The 17,834-nt window shown below is 71.2% G+C and carries 17 protein-coding genes; 6 read left to right on the top strand and 11 right to left on the bottom strand.

Features of this window, described 5'->3' with window-relative positions:
- Window positions 1-217 precede the first annotated feature (217 nt).
- Both ACFY93_RS25560 and ACFY93_RS25555 read left to right on the top strand, forming a co-directional pair.
- Window positions 218-1,051 (top strand): alpha/beta fold hydrolase, encoded by an 834-nt coding sequence (locus tag ACFY93_RS25560; RefSeq protein WP_391363160.1) that lies wholly within the window; start codon window positions 218-220, stop codon window positions 1,049-1,051.
- 126 nt (window positions 1,052-1,177) lie between these two features.
- Window positions 1,178-1,846 carry a methyltransferase domain-containing protein gene (locus ACFY93_RS25555; RefSeq protein ID WP_391363158.1) on the top strand — a complete coding sequence of 223 codons (669 nt, stop codon included), beginning with the start codon at window positions 1,178-1,180 and terminating at the stop codon, window positions 1,844-1,846.
- A gap of 107 nt (window positions 1,847-1,953) precedes the next feature.
- On the opposite strand, the gene ACFY93_RS25550 is transcribed toward ACFY93_RS25555, so the two are convergent.
- From ACFY93_RS25550 to ACFY93_RS25540, 3 genes are all read right to left on the bottom strand, one after another.
- Window positions 1,954-2,409: a hypothetical protein gene (locus ACFY93_RS25550; RefSeq protein WP_391363157.1), complete on the bottom strand. Its 456-nt coding sequence runs from the start codon at window positions 2,407-2,409 to the stop codon at window positions 1,954-1,956.
- A 173-nt stretch (window positions 2,410-2,582) separates the two neighbouring features.
- Window positions 2,583-3,077, bottom strand: coding sequence for a cupin domain-containing protein (locus tag ACFY93_RS25545; protein ID WP_391363156.1), 495 nt, complete (start codon window positions 3,075-3,077; stop codon window positions 2,583-2,585).
- A gap of 51 nt (window positions 3,078-3,128) precedes the next feature.
- Window positions 3,129-3,500 (bottom strand): DUF4267 domain-containing protein, encoded by a 372-nt coding sequence (locus tag ACFY93_RS25540; protein ID WP_391363154.1) that lies wholly within the window; start codon window positions 3,498-3,500, stop codon window positions 3,129-3,131.
- 124 nt (window positions 3,501-3,624) lie between these two features.
- On the opposite strand from ACFY93_RS25540, the gene ACFY93_RS25535 reads away from it, so the two are divergent.
- Together ACFY93_RS25535 and ACFY93_RS25530 are read left to right on the top strand one after the other, a co-directional pair.
- Window positions 3,625-4,536, top strand: a complete 912-nt coding sequence (locus tag ACFY93_RS25535) for a LysR substrate-binding domain-containing protein (protein WP_391363152.1) — start codon at window positions 3,625-3,627, stop codon at window positions 4,534-4,536.
- A gap of 142 nt (window positions 4,537-4,678) precedes the next feature.
- Complete coding sequence (locus ACFY93_RS25530) at window positions 4,679-4,933, top strand: hypothetical protein (protein WP_391363182.1); 255 nt, start codon at window positions 4,679-4,681, stop codon at window positions 4,931-4,933.
- A gap of 117 nt (window positions 4,934-5,050) precedes the next feature.
- On the opposite strand, the gene ACFY93_RS25525 is transcribed toward ACFY93_RS25530, so the two are convergent.
- The 4 genes from ACFY93_RS25525 to ACFY93_RS25510 all read right to left on the bottom strand — a co-directional run bounded on the left by ACFY93_RS25525 (window position 5,051) and on the right by ACFY93_RS25510 (window position 12,634).
- Window positions 5,051-6,574, bottom strand: a complete 1,524-nt coding sequence (locus ACFY93_RS25525) for a glycosyl hydrolase family 18 protein (protein WP_391363150.1) — start codon at window positions 6,572-6,574, stop codon at window positions 5,051-5,053.
- A gap of 368 nt (window positions 6,575-6,942) precedes the next feature.
- The gene (locus ACFY93_RS25520; protein WP_391363148.1) at window positions 6,943-10,140 is read right to left on the bottom strand and encodes a M28 family peptidase; all 3,198 of its coding nucleotides are present in this window, start codon (window positions 10,138-10,140) and stop codon (window positions 6,943-6,945) included.
- Between the two features lie 267 nt (window positions 10,141-10,407).
- Entirely contained in the window at window positions 10,408-11,817 is a 1,410-nt protein-coding gene (locus ACFY93_RS25515) for a helix-turn-helix domain-containing protein (RefSeq protein ID WP_391363146.1), read from the bottom strand.
- 451 nt (window positions 11,818-12,268) lie between these two features.
- Entirely contained in the window at window positions 12,269-12,634 is a 366-nt protein-coding gene (locus ACFY93_RS25510; RefSeq protein ID WP_391363144.1) for a MerR family transcriptional regulator, read from the bottom strand.
- A 91-nt stretch (window positions 12,635-12,725) separates the two neighbouring features.
- Between ACFY93_RS25510 and ACFY93_RS25505 the strand changes: the two genes are divergently transcribed.
- Entirely contained in the window at window positions 12,726-13,214 is a 489-nt protein-coding gene (locus tag ACFY93_RS25505) for a hypothetical protein (protein ID WP_391363142.1), read from the top strand.
- An 81-nt stretch (window positions 13,215-13,295) separates the two neighbouring features.
- On the opposite strand, the gene ACFY93_RS25500 is transcribed toward ACFY93_RS25505, so the two are convergent.
- The 3 genes from ACFY93_RS25500 to ACFY93_RS25490 all read right to left on the bottom strand — a co-directional run bounded on the left by ACFY93_RS25500 (window position 13,296) and on the right by ACFY93_RS25490 (window position 14,759).
- Window positions 13,296-13,655 (bottom strand): hypothetical protein, encoded by a 360-nt coding sequence (locus ACFY93_RS25500; protein ID WP_391363140.1) that lies wholly within the window; start codon window positions 13,653-13,655, stop codon window positions 13,296-13,298.
- A 280-nt stretch (window positions 13,656-13,935) separates the two neighbouring features.
- Window positions 13,936-14,313 (bottom strand): VOC family protein, encoded by a 378-nt coding sequence (locus ACFY93_RS25495; protein WP_391363138.1) that lies wholly within the window; start codon window positions 14,311-14,313, stop codon window positions 13,936-13,938.
- An 89-nt stretch (window positions 14,314-14,402) separates the two neighbouring features.
- A complete protein-coding gene (locus ACFY93_RS25490) occupies window positions 14,403-14,759 on the bottom strand; it encodes a carboxymuconolactone decarboxylase (protein ID WP_266742618.1) in 357 nt (118 codons plus the stop codon).
- A gap of 449 nt (window positions 14,760-15,208) precedes the next feature.
- On the opposite strand from ACFY93_RS25490, the gene ACFY93_RS25485 reads away from it, so the two are divergent.
- Entirely contained in the window at window positions 15,209-15,655 is a 447-nt protein-coding gene (locus ACFY93_RS25485) for an SHOCT domain-containing protein (protein WP_391363180.1), read from the top strand.
- Between the two features lie 397 nt (window positions 15,656-16,052).
- Here the strand turns inward: ACFY93_RS25485 and ACFY93_RS25480 are convergent, their stop codons facing one another.
- A complete protein-coding gene (locus ACFY93_RS25480) occupies window positions 16,053-17,738 on the bottom strand; it encodes a sulfate permease (RefSeq protein ID WP_391363136.1) in 1,686 nt (561 codons plus the stop codon).
- Window positions 17,739-17,834 lie beyond the last annotated feature (96 nt).

Genomic DNA, 17,834 nt, shown 5'->3' with positions numbered 1-17,834 from the left:
CACCCCCCAGGTCATCCGTACGACAGGGGGCACACAGCCATACCGGACCCGGGGGCCAGGCGCCCCATTGCGGGGCCACGAAAAAGGTAACGGGGCCGATGGCTCGACCGGCCGCCCGACGACCCGGAGGCGGACCAGGACGGCCCCTACAAGTACGGCGGTGGGGAAGTCCTGTTCGTAGTATCTCGCTGAGCGAGAATGCCGTCCAGCGAGGGGAATGCCCGTGCCTCCGTCCGCCTTCGACCTGGCCTACGACGAACTCCGTTCACGCTGGCCGGAGTTCACCGAGGAACGCGACGTGCCCACGCCGTACGGGCCGACCCGAGTCCATGTCCACGGCCCGGTGGACGGCCGTCCGCTGGTGCTGCTGCCCGGCGGATCCGCCACCGGCCTCACCTGGTCCGCCAACGCCCCCGCTCTCGGCGAGCGGTACCGGGTGCATGCCGTCGATCTGCTGGGCGACGCCGGCCGCACCGAACGCCGGGGCACACCGTTGCGGAACGCCGACGATCTGACAGCCTGGCTGGACGCGCTGCTGGACGGGCTCGGTCTCGACCGCACCCACCTGTGCGGTCACTCCTACGGCGCCTGGATGGCCGTCATGTACGCGCTGCACGCGCCGCGGCGGGTGGACCGTCTCGCCCTCGTCGACCCCACCCAGGTCTTCGCCGGGTTCCGTCTCGGCTACCTGCTGCGCGCGCTGCCCGCCCTGGTCCGCCCGAGCCAGGCCCGCGCCCGCGCCTTCCTGGCCTGGGAGACAGCGGGTACCCACCCGGACGAGAGCTGGCAGCGCCTCTACGCGCTCGCCACCACCGTTCCCGGCCGCAAGTTCGTCACCGGCGGCCGCCCTCCGGCCGCCGGCCTCGGCATGCCGGTGCTCGTCCTGCTCGCCGAGCGCAGCCGCGCCCACGACGCCCTCAAGGTCGCCGAGCGGGCCCGCCGGACGCTCTCGCGGGGCGAAGTGGCACTCCTGCCGGGGGCCACCCACCACTCCCTGCCGCACACCGCGCCCAAGGAACTCGACGACCGGCTGCTGGAGTTCTTGGACTGACAGCGCCGGGCACGGACCCGCCGCGACCGGGGCCGACTGGCGAGGGCATCGGCAACGACCCGCCCGGGCACGGCCCTTGACGGATATCGGCAACCGCCCGCCCCGGCACGGTCCTATGGTGGGCCGATGCGCCCACACCCCATCGACCGTCCGGCCGATCTCGACATCGTCCGTGAGTCCTACGACAGCGTGGCCGACAACTACGTGCACATGGTGCTGACTTCGGGAATCGGTGACATCCGTACGCATCCGTGGCTCAAGGCGTCGATCGACGCCTTCGCCGACAGCGTGGGCGGCCTCGGGCCCGTCCTCGACGTCGGCTGCGGTCCCGGAACGGTGACCGCCTACCTCACCGAGCGCGGACTCGACGTGTCCGGGGTCGACCTCTCCCCTCGCATGATCGAGAACGCGCGCCGCCTGCATCCGCGTTGCCGCTTCGACGTCGCCTCCGCCACCGAACTCGACCTCGGCGAAGGGTCTCTCGGCGGCGTGCTCGGATGGTGGTCGCTGTTCAACCTCCCCCGCGCCGTCCTCCCTCAGGTCCTCGCCGGCTTCGCGGGCGCCCTGAAGCCGGGCGGGTACTTCCTCACCGCGACACACGTCGGCGACGAGGACGTGGTGCGCACCGAGGCCTACGGAGGCGTGCCCGTCCGCTGGACGACCCACCAATGGCGTCCGGAGCAACTCGTGGCCCTGATCGAACAGGCCGGCCTGCACCCGGTCGCCGAACTCCGGCTCCCGGCGAACGAGCACACCGGGCCGGGCGTGGTCATCATGGCCAGGCGCCCGGACTAGGGCCTCTCGTCTGGATCAGGCCGGGCAGACCACGGCGGAGCGGCGCGACGGGCAGGCCCGGCTTCTCGAAGCCGACAGCGGCCCGCCGCGCCGACTTCGGCGTGCTGTCAGCGAAGGGTGTACTCGCACTTGTGCTTGCCGTCGGCGCCGCCCGGGTCCTCGGTCACCTTCTTCCCGTCGACGGTGATCGAGCACGGGGCCGCGGCCATCCGGCCGTTGGAACGCAGCACGGGCCCCGGCACGACGGACACGGTGATCCCCACTTTGCGTTCCGTGCTGTTCAGGGTGAGCTTGTCCGACTTCTTCCACGGCAGCGTGACCTGCTCGAAGTGGTTCGTGTCGAGGTTGTAGTAGACGTTGCTCCGGCCCTTGCCGCCGACTTCGAAGCTGACCTCGTACGTCTTGTCCCGGCCGTCGGAGGCGGGCTTCGACGACGTGGTGGCGGTGCTCTTGCCGGCGTGCTCCTTCTTGCCGTCACCGCCGTCGTCCCCACCGCCGCTGCCGCACGCGGTCATCAGCCCGGCTGCCGCGATGAACGCCGTTACGGTCATTGCCCTGCGCATGCGTGTACTCCCCGTATGACGGATGTGGCTCGTCGTGCGGTCGACCGGACTGGGCGGACCGATCCGCACGGGGGCCATCGTATGCACGCCCTCGCGGTGGCCTGCCGCCGCTCCCCCACCGCCGAGAACCATGACCTCTGGTACGCAGGCCGCGCGCGGCACGGCCGAACCGGTCACGTCCGTGCCGCGGTCCAGGCCTCACTCTGCAGGAAATAGGTGTCGTAGAGCTCCTGGACGTCCAGCAGGCTCTCGGGCGGGACCTTCCCGTAGGCGATGCGTTCGAGATGACGGAAGTACTCGAAGCGCTCGACGCCCGGAGTGATCACGATGAGGATGTCCGCGCGCTCGCCGGGAGCGGCGGCGAAGGCGTGCGGCAGGTTCGGCGGGACGACGACGAGGTCACCCCGGCCGGCGGTGACGATCCGGTCGCCGGAGAGGAGCTGGGCCGTGCCGTCCAGCAGATAGAACAGCTCGGCGGAGTTGCCGTGGCGGTGAGGGCTCGCGCCGCTCGCTCCCTCGGAGAGGGTGACGCGCTGGGTGGACAGCGCACCGCCGGTGGTGCTGCTGTCCGCCAGCAGGCGAACCGTGGTCGGGGCCTGGCCGATGACCTCGGCATCGGCCTGACGCATCACATGGGACTGGTCGAAGTCTGGATGGATGAGAGACATCTGCTCGCCTCCAACGGGCTGCGGGAATCATCGGTAGGGGGCTGGCGCGGGTCAGACCGCGAACAGAAGGGCCGCGCAGACCAGGACGACGGCCGCCGTGGCGAAGTGAATTCCGAAGGCGACGGCTCCGGCGCCCCCGTTGCGGAGGACGATGACCGTGTCCCCCAGCGGGGTGAGCGCGATCACCAGCATGAACAGGGCCTCGCTCGTGGCGTCCGAGAACGCCAGCAGCGCGAGTCCCAGGAGGCCCGAGACAAGGTCACGCAGTCCCTTGATGGTCAAGTACGCGGACTCACCACTGTCGTCGGCGGGGACGCCGTAGCCGACGGCGGCAGACCGGGGCTGGAAGAGGAAGCGGAGGCCTATGAAGACGACCAGAAGATCGAGGATCACGGCCAAGCCGTACGCGAACGGTGTGAGCACACCCGTCTCCTTGCTACGCAGCGCTGAAAGGGCGTCCCCGAAGGAGGACGTAGCTCAGGATGCAGGGCGGGAAAGGGGCGAACAATCGTCGACTGCACATGATCTGATTAGCCCGACGTTATGAATGGAGAACGGGGGCGTCAGGGTGGAGTTGCGTGACATCGAGATCTTCCTGACGCTGGCCGAGGAACTGCACTTCGGCCGGACCGCGGACCGGCTGCACGTGTCACAGGCGCGTGTGAGCCAGTCGATCGCCAAGCAGGAGAGGCGGATCGGCGCCCTCTTGTTCGCCCGCAGCAGCCGCCGGGTCGAACTGACCGCCATCGGGGCCCGGTTGCGCGACGACTTCAGCACGGGTTACCAGCGGATACTGGACGGCACACGCACGGCCACCGCCGCCGCCCGCGGCGAGGTGAGCACACTGTCACTGGGGCTGTACGGACCCCAGGCTCTCGACTACGCCCATGTGATCGACCTCTTCCGCACTCGGCACCCCGGAGTGCGACTCCGTATCCAGGAGGTCTACTTCACCGATCCCTTCGGGCCGCTGCGCAACGGCTCGGTCGAGGTGTCGACCGCCTGGCTGCCGGTCCGCGAGCCGGACCTCACGGTCGGCCCGCTGGTCGCCACCGAGCCTCTGGTCCTCATGGTCGCCGCCGGCCACCCCCTCGCCGCCCGCGACACAGTCGGCATGGAGGATCTGGCCGACTGGCCGCTGCCGCAGTCCGCCATGCCCATCCCCGAATACTGGCAGCAGACGCTCGTGCCCACCCACACCCCGGGCGGCCGTCCCATCCGGCGTGGCCCGAAGGTCTCCACGTTCCAGGAGGTGGCCGCCGTGGTCGCGGCGGGCGAGGCGATCAGCCTCGTCCACGGTGACGCCACCCGCTACTACCGATGGCCCGGCCTGCGGTATCTGCGCCTGGCCGACGGCCCGATGGGCTACTGGTCCCTCATCTGGCCCACAGCCGCGGAGACGGGCCTCGTCCGGGCCTTCGCGCGCGCGGCACAGGACGCGGGGCCGCGGACGGCATGAGGGCACAGGGGCGCGAAGGCGTACGGGAGTACTGAGGTGCTCCACTGGCGTGGACTTGTCCTTGGCCGTGCCGTGCCGTGCCGTGCCGTGCCGTGCCGTGCCGTGCCGTGCCGTGCCGTGCCGTGCCGGATGATCACAGTTCATGTGTGTCGACGAACTCAGCGCCGGTGAGCGGCGGTTGTGGGGCTCCTTCGCCCGCGGCGGCGCCGTCGATGTCCGCGACGCGCCGCAGGGGGCGGCGACCGCGGTGCGGGCCGAGGTCATCGCGGCGCTGCTTGCTGGGTGCCGGCGGCCACGAGGCACCGGCCAATGGCTCGCCTACGCGCTGACCGCCGCCGGATGGATCCTGGCCACGACCGTCGCCGCCGGGATCTCGCGGGCGCTCAACCGCCCGTAGTCGCGTGGCCGGGGCGGCGTGCGGTGCCGCCGGGGCGATGGCGGGCGGCGCGCATGGGTCCGGTGGCCGTCCGGCAGCTGTTCTGCCGGACGGCCACCGGGTTCGGGGCCGGGCGTGTCAGCAGGCGCCCAGGTCCTGCCAGACGCCCCACTGTCCGGTGGTGCCGGGCTCCTCGCCCAGCGTCCACCACTTGGCCTTCCAGTTGTGGCCGTCGTGCGAGACCTGCTGGCCGCCGGTGTACACCGTGTCCTTGGCCCACGGGGCGGCGGTGCACTGGTTGCCGTTGCCGCCGGTGATGGTCAGGGTGTACGTCGCGGAGTGACTGCCGGAGGCACCGGCCCCGGTGACGGTGACGTGGTAGGTGCCCGAGACCGCCGCCGAGGTGGTGTCCAGGGTGAGGGTCGAGGAGCCGCCGGCCGTGACGGACGTGGGGGCCAGGGACGCCGTGACGCCCGCGGGAGCACCGCTGACGCTGAGATCCACCTTCTGCGCCTGGCCCGCCGTCACCGCCGTCTTCACCGCGGTGGTGGCCGACTTGCCCGCGGTCACCGTGGCCGAGGCCGGGCTGAGCGCGAGCGAGAAGTCGTTGTCCGGGGTCGTGGTGCCGCCGGTGAAGGGGGCGAAGAGGTGGCTGAAGTCCCAGGTGTTCTGCTGGATGCCGGAGCAGTTGTCGGCGGCCGCGCCGCCCGGGCACCCGCCGTTGTCACGCTGCAGCGCCCAGAAGGACAGCATGTTGATGCCCTTGTCGACGGCCCAGTCGTAGACCGTGCGGGCGTTGGCCGGGCTGAAGGTCTCGGCCGGGCCGAAGTCGTCGACTCCGATCATCTCGGTGATGCCGACCATGTTCCACAGTTGCGCGGAGGTCTTGCCCGGGTAGAGGCCGGCGAGGGTGTCGTACAGGCCCTGGGCGGCCGTCTTGGTGTCGGCCGCCATGTCGTGCGCCTGGTTGTCGTAGTAGTCGAACGTCATGATGTTCACGACGTCGACCCGGGTGCCGTTGCTGACGGCGTTGCGCAGCAGCGCCTTGCCGTTGTCCGCCAGGCCGTGCGTGGTGGTCGGCAGGGTGTAGGAGAACTCCACCTTGCGCCCGTTGCCGGCCGCCCAGTCCTGGACGAGCTTGATGGCCTTGTTGCGCCGGTCGATGCCCGCGGTGTTGTCCAGCGAGTCGATCTCGATGTCCATGTCGAGGCGTGAGACGTCGTAGGTCGTGATGACCTTCTCGTACGCGGCCGCGATCTGCTTGACGTCGGAACAGCTGTCGGCGATCTCGGTGCCGGTGGTATCGGCCGTGTAGCCGCCGAACGACGGGATCACGTCCCCGCCGCGCCCCTGGATGGCCGAGATGTCGCTGCCGAAGGTCGCCGAGGAGACCGGCATGCTCGTGTCGCCGTTCCAGTACGGCGTGCAGGATCCGGCGGACGCCGTCTGGAGGAACGCCATCGTCAGGTGCTTGGAGCCCGACTGTGCGGCCAGGTCGGCGGGGCTCTCGCCGGTCCACGCCTCGAAGTAGGGGGCGAAGACGTGGGACGGCAGCGGTGTCGCCGCCTGGGCCGCGCCCGCGCCCGACAGTGCGAGGCCCGCGGAGGCCGCGGCCGTGGCGGCCGCGGTGAGGGCCGCGCGGAAGGAACGCATGAGTCTCATGTCAGTCCCGGTGTGAGGAGGTGTGTCGCCAATTCCCTTACGGGTGCTGCCTTGTTGATGCCTGTATGGAAGCGCTCGGCGATGAGCGAGTCAATGGTCTGGACCAAGATAGGACTAGACCAATTTCACGCCCCGGCGGTCCCCCGCCTGTCCAGGCCTCCGCCGGTGCCCTGGACCACTCCGGAGGCGGAGTCCGGTGCCGGCACACGCCGCCTTCCGGCACCGGCGACGGGGCGGGCCACCCGGGCTGCGGACAGCCGACTGCAGCGTCCGGTGGCGCGGCAGGGGAAGGGCCCCGGCCGGCCCCGTGAACGCGCGGGAACGGCCGGGGCGTTGGAGGTGTCGCCCTCAGGCTCTCGGGGCCGGTGTCAGAGGCGCTCCCACAGGGCCGGGACGTTGGGCGGGTCCCAGCCCGGGTAGGCGGTGTGACCCTGGAGGCATCGGTAGCGGACGCCGTCGTAGGTCACGATGTCACCCGCGGCGTAGGTGGCTCCCAGCTGCCAGGTCGTCTCACCGCCGCCGCCCCCGGGGACGGTGAGGGTGTAGGTGGTGGTGTGGCTGACCTCGCCCGAACCGGTGAGGGTGAGGGTGTAGGTGCCGCCGGGTGTTCCGGCCGCGACCCGCACGGTCGCCGCCGAGGACTGGCCCGAGGTGACCGAGGAGGGGCTGAACGACACGGTCACGCCGGCCGGGGCGCCCGACGCCGACAGCCGCACGGTCTGGGCGCTGCCGCTGGTGGTGGCGGTGGACACGGTGACCGTGGTGGAGGAGCCCGGGTCGACCGTGCCGGCCGAGGGACCGGCGTTGATCGAGAAGTCGTTCACCGGCGTCGGTGCCTCGCCGACGGCGGTCTTCCAGATCGTGTGGGCGACACCGTCGGCGCTGCGGTTCAGCGCGGTGGCGTTGATGTTGCCGGTGGTGTCACAGGCGGAGTGGTAGCAGGAGTCATAGGCGCGGCCCGCAGTGCCGCCCCACTTGGCGGCCTCGGCGGAGCTTTTCACGGCCGAGGCGCCGGTGGCGTAGCCGGAGGTGGGGATGCCGGCCTGCTGGAAGGAGTAGTCGTCCGAGCGGCCCTGCCCCTCGACGTTCTCCTGCGGGGCCAGGCCCAGCGAGTCCCAGTACGCCTTCAGGGGCGCCGCCGCGGCCGAGCCGAGGTTGTTCACGAAGTACCCGGCGTTGGTCGAGGCGACCATGTCGAAGTTGTAGTAGGCCTTGATCTTCGAGCGTTCGGTGCCGGACAGCGTCCTGGCGTAGAAGTCGGAGCCGTTGAGGCCCTGTTCCTCGTCGGTCCACCAGGCGAAGCGGACCCGGTTCTTCATGGCGGGGTCGGTCCGTGCGAGAGTGAGCGCGTTCTCCAGGAGCGTCGCGGAGCCGGAGCCGTTGTCGTTGATGCCCGGCCCCGCGGACACGCTGTCGAGGTGGGCGCCGAACATGTAGACGCTGTCGGCGTCCCCCTTCGGCCATTCGGCGATCAGGTTGTTGCCGGCGCCCGCGGAGCAGCCGGAGCCGCACGTCTGCTCGGTGACGGTGTACCCGGCGGCCTGGAGCCTGCCCTTGACGTAGGCGAGCGACTCCCGGTAGCCGGCGCCGGTGGAGCGGCGGTTGCCGCCGTTCTGCGAGGCGATGGCGTTGAACTGGGACAGGTGGGACTGGACGTCGGCCACGTCGATGTCCGGCGGGGCGGGCTGGTTGCCGCCGCCCCCGCCGACCCGCAGCGTGTACTGGGCGGTGTGCGTCGTGGTGCCCGCGCGACCGGTGACGGTGATCGAGTACGTGCCGGCGGCCGTGCCGGACGAGGTGGACACCGTCATGGTGGAGCTGTCGCCGGAGGTGACCGTCGCCGGGCTGAAGGAGACGTTCACCCCGGAGGGTGCGCCGGAGGCGGTCAGCGAGACCTGCTGGGCGCTGCCGGTGACGGTGCTGGTGCCGACGGTGGCGCGGGCCGAGGCACCGGCGTCGACGTCGCCCGAGGCGGGGCTGAGCGTGAGCGAGAAGTCGCTCTGCTCCCCGGCGCAGGCCGGGTCGCCGGACTGCGCCGGCACGCTGATCGCGTTCCAGGCCGCCTTGGTCCTGTTGAACAGTCCGCAGCTCGCGTCGAGGTTCTTCGCCGCGGTCAGGGTGGCGGTGCGGTAGCGCTTGTACGTCATGCCGCTGGTCTTGAGCAGCATGCCGCCGTAGAAGATCTTGCCCGCGTTCTGGATGCCGACGCCGTTGACGGTGGAGTTGTCGCAGGTGGAGCTGGAGGGCTTGCCGCCGCTCGGGTTCGAGCCCTCGGCGAGCAGGTAGAACCAGTGGTTGAGCGGACCGGCCGCGGCGTGCTCCTCGGTGCTGGGGATCGAGGAGGAGTAGCAGGCGGGGTCACCGAGCGCCCCGGGGTTGTACATGTTGCGGATGGGGCCGCGGCCCTGCAGGTCGATCTCCTCGCCGACGGTGTAGTCGGGGGTGTCGTACGGCGACGGCTCCTTGGCGTACGCCTCGGTCAGGGCGCCCATGATGTCGCCGGTGGCCTCGCCCAGACCGCTTTCGTGGTTGGCGCCGCCGGGTGTGTAGGAGTCCAGGCCGTGGCCGAACTCGTGGCCGACCACGTCCATGCCGGCGATCCACTTGCCGGCGCTGTTGTGGCCGATGGTGATGGTGGAGCCGTCCCAGTAGGCGTTCAGCTCATTGAGGCCGACACGCACCGGCCAGCTTCCGCCATTGCCGTTGTGGCCGTTGCGGCCGAGCCAGTCGCGGAGCATGTCCGACTCCTTCTGCGCCGCCCACATGGCGTCGACGCAGCCGGTCTCCTTGCTGGTGGCGCTGCCCGTGCCCCAGTCGTCCCGGGACTTGGTGAACAGGCCGCCGCTGTAGTCCGAGCACTGCAGTCCGGGGCGGGTGGTGTCCCGCAGGACGTAGTTGCTGCCCGAGCGTGAGGTGTCGATGGTGAGCGGGTCGGGGCCGTTCCACTCGCTGTGGCCGGTGCCGGCGTGTACGTCGTCGTAGGCGTCCACGACCTTGCCGGTGCGGGCGTCGACGAAGACGTGCAGCTTGCTCGGCTCGTCCTTCCTGGTCCGGCCGGTGAGCACGGTCTCCCAGGCGAGGGTGGCGTCGTCGTTTCTCACCCTGACGACCAGGCGTCCGGAGTCGGCCTTGTCCACCTTCGCCAGCCTGGCCCGGCTGATTCTCACGGCCTGGGCCGCCTTGACCCCGGCCTTCGTCGGGACGGAGACGGTGGCCGCGGTCGCGGACTGGACGGAGCGCACCTTGCCCTTGCCGTCGGCGAGGACGACCGCGTCGCCGCCCACGACGGGCAGGCCCTTGTACGTGCGCTCGTAGGCGACGGAGAACAGGTTGCCGCCCCAGGGGGTGACCTGGTGCCGGTCGTACTGCTCCTCGGCGCCCTTGGCGAGCGAGTCGAGGCCGCTTCGCACGGCCCGGTCCGCGGCGGCGACGGCTTTCGCGGCGGCGGTCGGTCTCGGCTCACCCGCGGACGGCGCGGTCACGGGGGCCGCGGCGGCCTGGGCCGGCACCACCACCCCGAGCGTCACGGCCAGGGATATCCCGGCCACCGCCATCTTTCTCAGCATCGTGGCTCCTTGTGAGAGGTCGTGAGGCAGCACCCGGCGCTTCAGGTGTGGGCATGACAAATTGGCCTGTCGCGAACGCTGACGAGGGAGGGGTCGCCACCCCATGGGCCGTGCCTGGCATGCCCGTGCGCCGGGCTCGCCGAACCCTCACACCGGCCGCCACCCGGGTCAACGGGGACCGGGGCAGCGGTCCCGGGTTGTCACAATCCGGCAAGCGGGCAACGACGGCCCGGTGCGAGCGGGCGGCCCGGCCCTCGGCAGCCGGGCTCAGTCACCCGCGTCCAGCACCCGGCCGCGGTACTCCCGTACGTCACGGACGTCGCCCCAGCCGGCGAGCAGCCTGCCGTGCAGCCCGCGCAGCTCCGCCCTGATCATCAGTTCGCGGGAGCGCACCGCCTCGTCGAGCACGGGTGACACCACCGCGACCGCCGCCCGGGGGTCACCCGCGCACGCCCAGCCGTCCGCCAGCCGCAGGGTGAGCAGCAGGCGGGTGTCGCGCATCGTCGGCGGCACCAGGTCACGCGAGCGGGCGGTGGCGGCGACCGCGCGGCGGGCCGTCCCCCGGTCGCCGGTGAGGGCGGCGAGGTCGCGCAGGGCTCCGCCGACCGCGGACTCCACCCGCAACTCCCCCTCGGCGCCGTCCAGCCACGGCGCCTCGGCACGGTCCCTCCGGGTGAGACGGCCGAACACACGCCGGGCCAGCCTGATCTGACGGAGGCACTCGGTGGCGTCGTGGCCGAGCGCCTGTCCGCGCGCCTGGTACAGATGGGCGAGGGCGGCGACCCAGCGGCGCCGGTGGTCCACGGCGCCGATCGCCTCGGCGTAGCCGAGTGTCGAGGCGGCGTCCTGGTCAAGCCGGACGAGCGTGCACATGTCGCTCAGCAGGGTGGCTCGCGCCGGGGCGTCATGGACGGACTCCGCCCACCTCAGTCCATGGCCGAACCAGGCCATCGCGATGGCGCCCTGGCCGCACCGCATGCGCAGGCGTCCGGCCACCTGGGCGTACTGTGCCGCGATCCGCAACTGCCCGTACGGCAGCCGTCCGGAGCGATTGACCGCCTCGGCCCACCGAACGGTGGCGTGCAGCAGCCGTTCCAGCTGGACGGTGCCGTCCGGACCGGCCCCGTGCGGCACGTCGCGCGTCAGGCAGGCCAGCACAGCGGTGAGCCCGTGCAGCAGGTCGGCCTCCACACCCGTCAGGTCGGCGAACCGGGGGTGCGGCGCGGTCAGCCCGTTCAGCAGGCTCGCGATCGCCGCCCGGTCGGGAACCACGCAGCCGGCGGTGCCGTGCAGCGGGCAGACGAGCCCCTCGGCGGGCAGCGCCGGGGGCCACGGTGCCGGGTCCGTCGCGTCCTCGGCTCCGGCCGTTGCGGCGCCGGGCAGCGCGGCGAACAGCCTCGGGTCGAGCGGTCCCCCCGGCGGTCCCCCCGGCACCTCGCGCGGGGCGGCTACGATCGCGGCCAGCTCGCCGCCGGTCCCGAGCAAGGAGTCCAGCCGCGGCACCAGCCCCGCCGGTGGTTCGCGCCACCCCGCTTCGAGCCTGCTGATCAGACTGTGGTGGTAGCCCACCCTCAGGCCGAGCTGCTGCTGGGTGAGCCCGGCGCGTACGCGCCAGGACCGCAGCGTCCGCCCGAACTGCCCTCCCGGCGGCGCGGTCCGCGCCGCGTCGGTGGTCATGGCCCGTCACCTGCTTCGTGGCCGGAGCATGGGGATCTCCTCGGGTCTCGTGGGGTGCCGAAACCGTAGGGAGGGCCGGTCGCCGGGCGTAAGAAGTCAGTCCGCCCCCGCCCCGGCGTTATGGAACGCCGGCGGTGGTCCTTCGACGGCACCTGGTCCGATCGGGAAGAAGACGGCCTGGATCACACGGAAGGGCCTGCTGGGCGGCTTCGTCCGGGAGAGGTCCGGCGACACCCCGAGCGGCCTGCTGATGACCGCACTGGACAACGCACGCGAGTGACCAGTCCCCGCCTGGAGGGGATCCCGCGGCCCGACTCCTGCGGCGCTGCCTGGCGATCCCCCAGGAACCTCTCCGCGGCGCCGAGTACCGCAGTCCGAGTGAGCGTCGAGCGGCCGCGTGGTCACGCGACCGCCTCACGCTTCCCCCGGCCCCGGACTTCCGGCGGGGCCGTCAGCCGGCCTGCCCGGCCGCCCGCAGCGGACAGCCGGTGCCGACGCGGGCTTCCAGATCGGCTCGCAGGGCGGAGAGTTCGGCGATGCGCGCGTCGACGACGTGGATCTTCTCCTCCAGCAGCGCGGACAGCGCCTCGGCGGAGTCCGTCGCGTCGCGCAGTTCCTCGCCGTGCCGGGCGATCTCGGCCAGGGAGAAACCGAGCGTCTGCGCGGTGCGGACGTAGTAGAGCCACGTCACGGTCTCCGGCGGGAAGTCGCGATAGCCGTTGGCCAGCCGCCGGCCGGTGACGAGGCCGATCCTCTCGTAGAAGCGGATCGTGTCCTTCGTGGTTGCCGCTCGCGCGGCCAGCTCTCCGATGCGCATGATCCTCCGCCGGACTGTGAACTTGACCTTGGACAGTACTCCACTGTTTACCGTCAGGCGTCGCCGTTCCGAGACCACCAGGAGCCTCGCCGTGATCCGCTCGTTCGCCCCTTCCCGCCCGGCCTACCTTCGCGTCGTCCGCGCGAGTGCCTGGTACGACCTCGTCGTCACAGCGGGATTCGCCACGCCGTGGACCTACGCGCTGCTGCACGACGCGCTGTCGGCGCTGGGCGACGCGACCGGGCTCGGCGCCCTGCCCGCGCAGGATCCGATGCAGACCCTGTACGCGAACCTGATGGGTTCGGTGGTGGTCGTCTGGGCGCTCCTGCGGATCGTCAGGCCGCTGCCCCTGCACGGACTGCTCGACGGCGCCGCCCGCGCCCTGTTCACCGCATGGCAGGGGTACGCCCTGGCCCAGGGCGCCACGCGGCTGCTGTGGCTGTTCCTCACCGTGGAGGCGGCGTTCGGGCTCGCCCAGCTCGTGCCCTGGTGGCGGACTCGTGCCACCGGCCTCGCGGCCGGCACTCCCGGCCCCGGCGCCGGCGCCGGCGGGAACCCGGTCGGCGCCGAGGCCGGGTGACACCCGCTCCCAGGACCTCCCGTCCGCACGATGCCGGGCCCGCCGCTCCGTCCGGGCACGGGCGGTGGGCGGAGGCGGCCGTCAGCAGCGCAGGCCGACGATCCCCCAGCCGCGGCGCTCCGCGGCCGTGACGATCTCTCCCCAGTCGGTCAGGAATGCGGCGAAGCTCTCGAAGGTCGTGATCCAACCGCCGGGCTCCGCGGCGTGCCGCGTGAACGGCTCGCGCAGACCGTCCAGTTCGGGTGCCGCCAGCCGCCACCACCCGGCGATCACCGGCACCTGACCGGGCGGACACCACAGCAGCAGGTCCGCGTCCCAGCCGCCGGACCCGTCCGCGAGCCCCGAGCCGCATCCGGTGGTGTCCTCCAGGCCGTGCCAGAACAGCGCGTCGTCGAACCGGTCCAGTACGTCGCGCGCGCCGGGCCGGACGAAGTCGCGCATGCGCTCCCAGCGGTGACCGGCCCAGAAGTGCGGCTTGTACGAGCCGTGCGTGTTCCGCAGGTCGTACCTGCGGAACCAATCCTCACCCGGGCGCGTGGAGCAGACCAGCCATGCCCGGCGGCAGCGTTGTCGAACGCCTCCCCGAAGGCGGCGTCGGACAGCATGTCCGGCCGGTCGTCCGGCGCCGTCGCCTCCACACTCGGCCAGTCGACGATGAGCACCTCGATCCCCACACCCATCGCCCCAGCGTAGGACAGGGAGCTACCCGGCTGGGCGACAGTCAGCCCGTGGCCCGTTCCGCCGCGCTGCGTTCCACGCAGAACTCGTTGCCCTCGGGGTCGTGCAGTGTCACCCATCCCGTTCCGTCGGGCCGGCGGTGGTCGCCCTGCAGCGTGGCACCGAGTGCGAGCAGGCGCTCGACCTCCTCGTCCCGGGTGCGGTCCTGGGGCTGCAGGTCGACGTGCACACGGTTCTTGACCGTCTTGCGGTCATCGACCCGGACGAACAGCAGGGTGGCATCCGCTGCCGTGACCAGTGCCTCGGCATCCCCGGGGAAGTCGTCATCGGCGAGAGAGCCGTTCAGGGCCTCGGCCCAGAAACCGGCGAGAGCATACGGATCGGCGGAGTCGATGCTGAGGTGACGGATCAGAGAACTCATGCCCTCACCCGATCATGAGTGTCCTGCGCCGTCCAGAGCCGAGCGGTCCCGGTGCGACGACGCGTGCCCGGCCGCGACAGTCATCGTCCTCAGGAAGCGCTGCGGCTGTCGGCTTCCGCCTGGGCGATGGCCTCGGCCTCGGCTTCGGCCAGGACGATCGCGACGCCGAACGCCTGAGCGATGTGGCCTGCGGCCGACATGACCCGAGCCGTTCCCACTACGGGTGCGATGGCGACGAGGAGGTCCTGCAGCTCCTCGACGGTGAAGTCGGCCTTGACCGCGGGGTTGATGTGGGCGAGGTAGGAGACCGCCGGTGCGTCCATGGCCACCAGAGCGGCGACGCGCGTGAGGATGAGCGTCCTCTCGTCCATGTGACAGCGCTCGATGGAGTCGACGGTCATGGCGGCGAGGGTGTCGAGTACGGGAGTGTCAGACGCAGTGGCCATGGTAAGATCGCCTTCCGGTTGTAGGGATCCGAACTGCCCCCTCCGGCGACGGGTGAACTCCCCTGTGCGCCGGGCGGCTGTGCCTCAAGCGTAAGCACCCTCAAATGGTGGCGCGCGTCGGCGCCGGCTGCGACCTGAGCTCATGGTCCGCGGTCGCCGTTCTCGCTACACGCGTCGGCTCCGAGGTGCGCCGACGTTGCCAAGGCACACGCCGCGAGGTCGAGCGGGAAGCAGACGCTGTCGGCCCGACGTACTGACCTGGTGCCCGCCACCAGGTCGACGAGGCATCCGGCGAGCAGGAACTCGCCCAGCCGGCGTTCCGGGCCAGTAAAGAAGTTCACCTGTATCGGGTGAGGGATTCGGCTTTCCTATCGGTCATCGTGATCGAAAAGCCGATCGAAAGGCCTCCTTCCGGTGAAGGCCCGGAAGGCAGAAGAAGGGTCACTGCCATGTACCTCGCGTACGACTACCCCCTGCTCGGCACCTTTTGGGCCATGCTGTGGTTCTTCCTCTGGATCATGTGGTTCGTCCTGCTCTTCAAGATCGTCTTCGATGTCTTCCGCGACGACTCGTTGAGCGGAGGGGGCAAGGCGGGCTGGCTCGTCTTCGTGATCGTGCTGCCGTTCCTGGGCGTCTTCGTCTACCTGATTTCCCGCGGCAAGGACATGGGCCGCCGTGAGACGGCACAGAAGATCGAACAGAAGCAAGCGTTCGACTCCTATGTCAAGGAGACGGCAGGCACTCCCCGATCCAGCAGCGCTGACGAACTCGCCAAGCTCTCCGAGCTGCGCGCTCACGGCGACATCACGCCCGAGGAATTTCAGAGGGCGAAGGAACTGGTCCTGAGCCGTCCCACAGCCCCGGCCGGTTCGACCGCTGTATCTGGTTCCCGCTGATCACCGCGGTCGGCAAGCCTCTGCTGCATCGCCCGGACACCGGCCGGGCTGGAGCGAGGCGTGGACAGGAGCGCAGGCCCGGCCGCGCGTGGGGAGCGGAGCCAGCCGCCTTGATGACGGAGAGAAGGCGCCCTCGTCGTCCATGGTGTCGGCGCCGTGCTGAGTGCCGTCGCCCGGCCTCTCCTCCCGCAGTGCGCCGAACCTCGGTTCCTCCCCCGGCACGGCGGTCGCCGGCACCATCCTCGTCTCCGGCCGCACTCGCGGCGACCATGCCGCCGCGATGATCACGATGGCCCTGATCAAGCTCGTCGGCCTCGCCGCCGCGGCACTCCTCCCGAGGACACCGCCCCGAGCGCCCCGGCCTGACCCGCCACCTGACTTACGCCGTCCGGTCCGCTCACGACTGCTGCCGGAAGGCGGTGACCGCCGCCTCCACGGTGGGGAAGAAATGGCGCGGGTCGATGGTGCGGGTGAGCTCGTACCGTTCGATCTTGCGCCGTACCGGGTCCTTGAGTTCGGCGAACACGAGATGGACGTGTTCGGCGTTGAGCTCCCGGTCGAGATCCTCCAGCACGTCCGCGGCGGTGGTGTCCACGTCGGTCATCGGCTCTGCCGCGATCACGATCCAGCGCGGCCTCGGCTCCGTGCGTGCCAGTCGCCTGATCTCGTCGCGGAAGGCGCCCGCGTTGGCGAAGAAGAGCGGGGCGTCGAACCGGTGGATCACCAGTCCCGGCAGTTGTTCGGCGTGCGGGTAGGAGCGGATGTCGTGGTAGCCCTCCAGGCCCTTCACCCGTCCGAGCACGGTGTTGTACGGCCACCAGGCGCGCCGGAAGACGTTGAGGACGGACAGGGCGACGGCGATGGCGATGCCCTCCAGGACGCCCAGCAGGACCACCCCGAGGAAGGCGGCGACCGACAGCAGGAACTCCGTCCTGCGCTGCCGCCACAGCCGTATCTCCCCCGGCACGTCGGCCAGGGACAGCGACGCGGTGATGACGACGGCGGCGAGGGCGGGCTGGGGAAGATCGCGGAACATGCCCGGGGCCAGGACGAGCATGAGGACGATGAGCGCTGCCCCGACGACTCCGGTGAGCTGGCTTCTGGCGCCCGCCCGCTCCGCCACCGCCGTGCGGGATCCGCTCGTGCTGACCGGGAAGCCCTGGAAGAGACCGGCGGCCAGGTTCGCCACCCCGACCCCGGCCATCTCACGGTTGCCGCGGACCTCCTGCCCGCTGCGGGCCGCGAACGCCGACGCGTTGGAGATCGTGTCGGCCAGGGACACCAGCGCGATGCCCAGCGCGCCGCCGAGCAGCGGTGCGAGGTCGGAGAGTCGGACGTCGGGGATCGTGAACGGCGGGAATCCCTCGGGCAGTTCCCCGACCAGGTCGATACCGTGTTCGCCCAGGTCGAGGACTGCTGCCGCGGCGATCGCCAGGGCCACCATCACGAGCACCGCGGGGATCTTCGGTAGCCACCGCTGGAGCACGAGGAGCAGCAGGATCCCGCCGAGGCCGACCGCGGCGGCGGTCGGCACCACGGCCCCGTCGGCGACCTGCTGGACGAGGCCGGCACACTCCCCGACCAGGTTGTCCGCGTCGACCTTGAAGCCGAGCAGTTTGGGCAGCTGGCCGATCAGGATGGTGAGGGCCAGGCCGTTCATGTAGCCGATCATCGTCGGCTTGGAGATCAAGTCGGCGATGAAGCCGAGCTTCGCCACCGAGGCCAGGACCATGATCGCCGCCACCATCAGCGCGAGCACCGAGGCCAGCGCGACCGCCCGGTCGGGATCCCCGTCCGCCGCCACCAGGGGCAGCACGGTGGCCGCGATCATCGGCCCCAGCGAGGAATCCGGGCCCAGCACCAGGATCCGGGACGGCCCGCACACGGCGTAGCCGAGCAGACAGAGGATCGTCGTGTACAGGCCGGTGATGGTCGGCAGCCCCGCCAGTTCGGCGTAGGCCATGCCCTGCGGCACCAGCAGTGTCGTCAGGACGATCCCCGCGATCACATCCTTGATCAGCCACTCGCGCCGGTACGTCGACAGTGCACGGATGCCCGGAACGGCCCGGAGCCGCGACAGCATGGCGGGGCTCCCGTGTGGGCCGCTCCGGCCCTGCTGGTCGGTCACGGGCCGTCCCTTCGTCGCGTCCGACCGCCGGCGGTCGTCCCGGTCCGGGGT

The organism is Streptomyces sp. NPDC008313, from assembly GCF_042956125.1.
Classification (GTDB): domain Bacteria; phylum Actinomycetota; class Actinomycetes; order Streptomycetales; family Streptomycetaceae; genus Streptomyces.
The sequence above is the reverse complement of the archived record's forward strand: the minus strand, read 5'-3'. Positions and strand labels throughout refer to the sequence as shown.

Excerpts from the sequence above, each read along its gene's own strand:
- ACFY93_RS25500 (WP_391363140.1), bottom strand. The coding sequence starts at position 13,655 with ATGCGCGACTTCGTCCGGCCCGGCGCGCGCGACGTACTGGACCGGTTC.
- ACFY93_RS25525 (WP_391363150.1), bottom strand. The coding sequence starts at position 6,574 with ATGAGACTCATGCGTTCCTTCCGCGCGGCCCTCACCGCGGCCGCCACG.
- ACFY93_RS25510 (WP_391363144.1), bottom strand. The coding sequence starts at position 12,634 with ATGCGCATCGGAGAGCTGGCCGCGCGAGCGGCAACCACGAAGGACACG.
- ACFY93_RS25550 (WP_391363157.1), bottom strand. The coding sequence starts at position 2,409 with ATGCGCAGGGCAATGACCGTAACGGCGTTCATCGCGGCAGCCGGGCTG.
- ACFY93_RS25535 (WP_391363152.1), top strand. The coding sequence starts at position 3,625 with ATGGAGAACGGGGGCGTCAGGGTGGAGTTGCGTGACATCGAGATCTTC.
- ACFY93_RS25530 (WP_391363182.1), top strand. The coding sequence starts at position 4,679 with ATGTGTGTCGACGAACTCAGCGCCGGTGAGCGGCGGTTGTGGGGCTCC.
- ACFY93_RS25520 (WP_391363148.1), bottom strand. The coding sequence starts at position 10,140 with ATGCTGAGAAAGATGGCGGTGGCCGGGATATCCCTGGCCGTGACGCTC.
- ACFY93_RS25560 (WP_391363160.1), top strand. The coding sequence starts at position 218 with ATGCCCGTGCCTCCGTCCGCCTTCGACCTGGCCTACGACGAACTCCGT.
- ACFY93_RS25495 (WP_391363138.1), bottom strand. The coding sequence starts at position 14,313 with ATGAGTTCTCTGATCCGTCACCTCAGCATCGACTCCGCCGATCCGTAT.
- ACFY93_RS25490 (WP_266742618.1), bottom strand. The coding sequence starts at position 14,759 with ATGGCCACTGCGTCTGACACTCCCGTACTCGACACCCTCGCCGCCATG.
- ACFY93_RS25545 (WP_391363156.1), bottom strand. The coding sequence starts at position 3,077 with ATGTCTCTCATCCATCCAGACTTCGACCAGTCCCATGTGATGCGTCAG.
- ACFY93_RS25485 (WP_391363180.1), top strand. The coding sequence starts at position 15,209 with ATGTACCTCGCGTACGACTACCCCCTGCTCGGCACCTTTTGGGCCATG.
- ACFY93_RS25515 (WP_391363146.1), bottom strand. The coding sequence starts at position 11,817 with ATGACCACCGACGCGGCGCGGACCGCGCCGCCGGGAGGGCAGTTCGGG.
- ACFY93_RS25480 (WP_391363136.1), bottom strand. The coding sequence starts at position 17,738 with ATGCTGTCGCGGCTCCGGGCCGTTCCGGGCATCCGTGCACTGTCGACG.
- ACFY93_RS25555 (WP_391363158.1), top strand. The coding sequence starts at position 1,178 with ATGCGCCCACACCCCATCGACCGTCCGGCCGATCTCGACATCGTCCGT.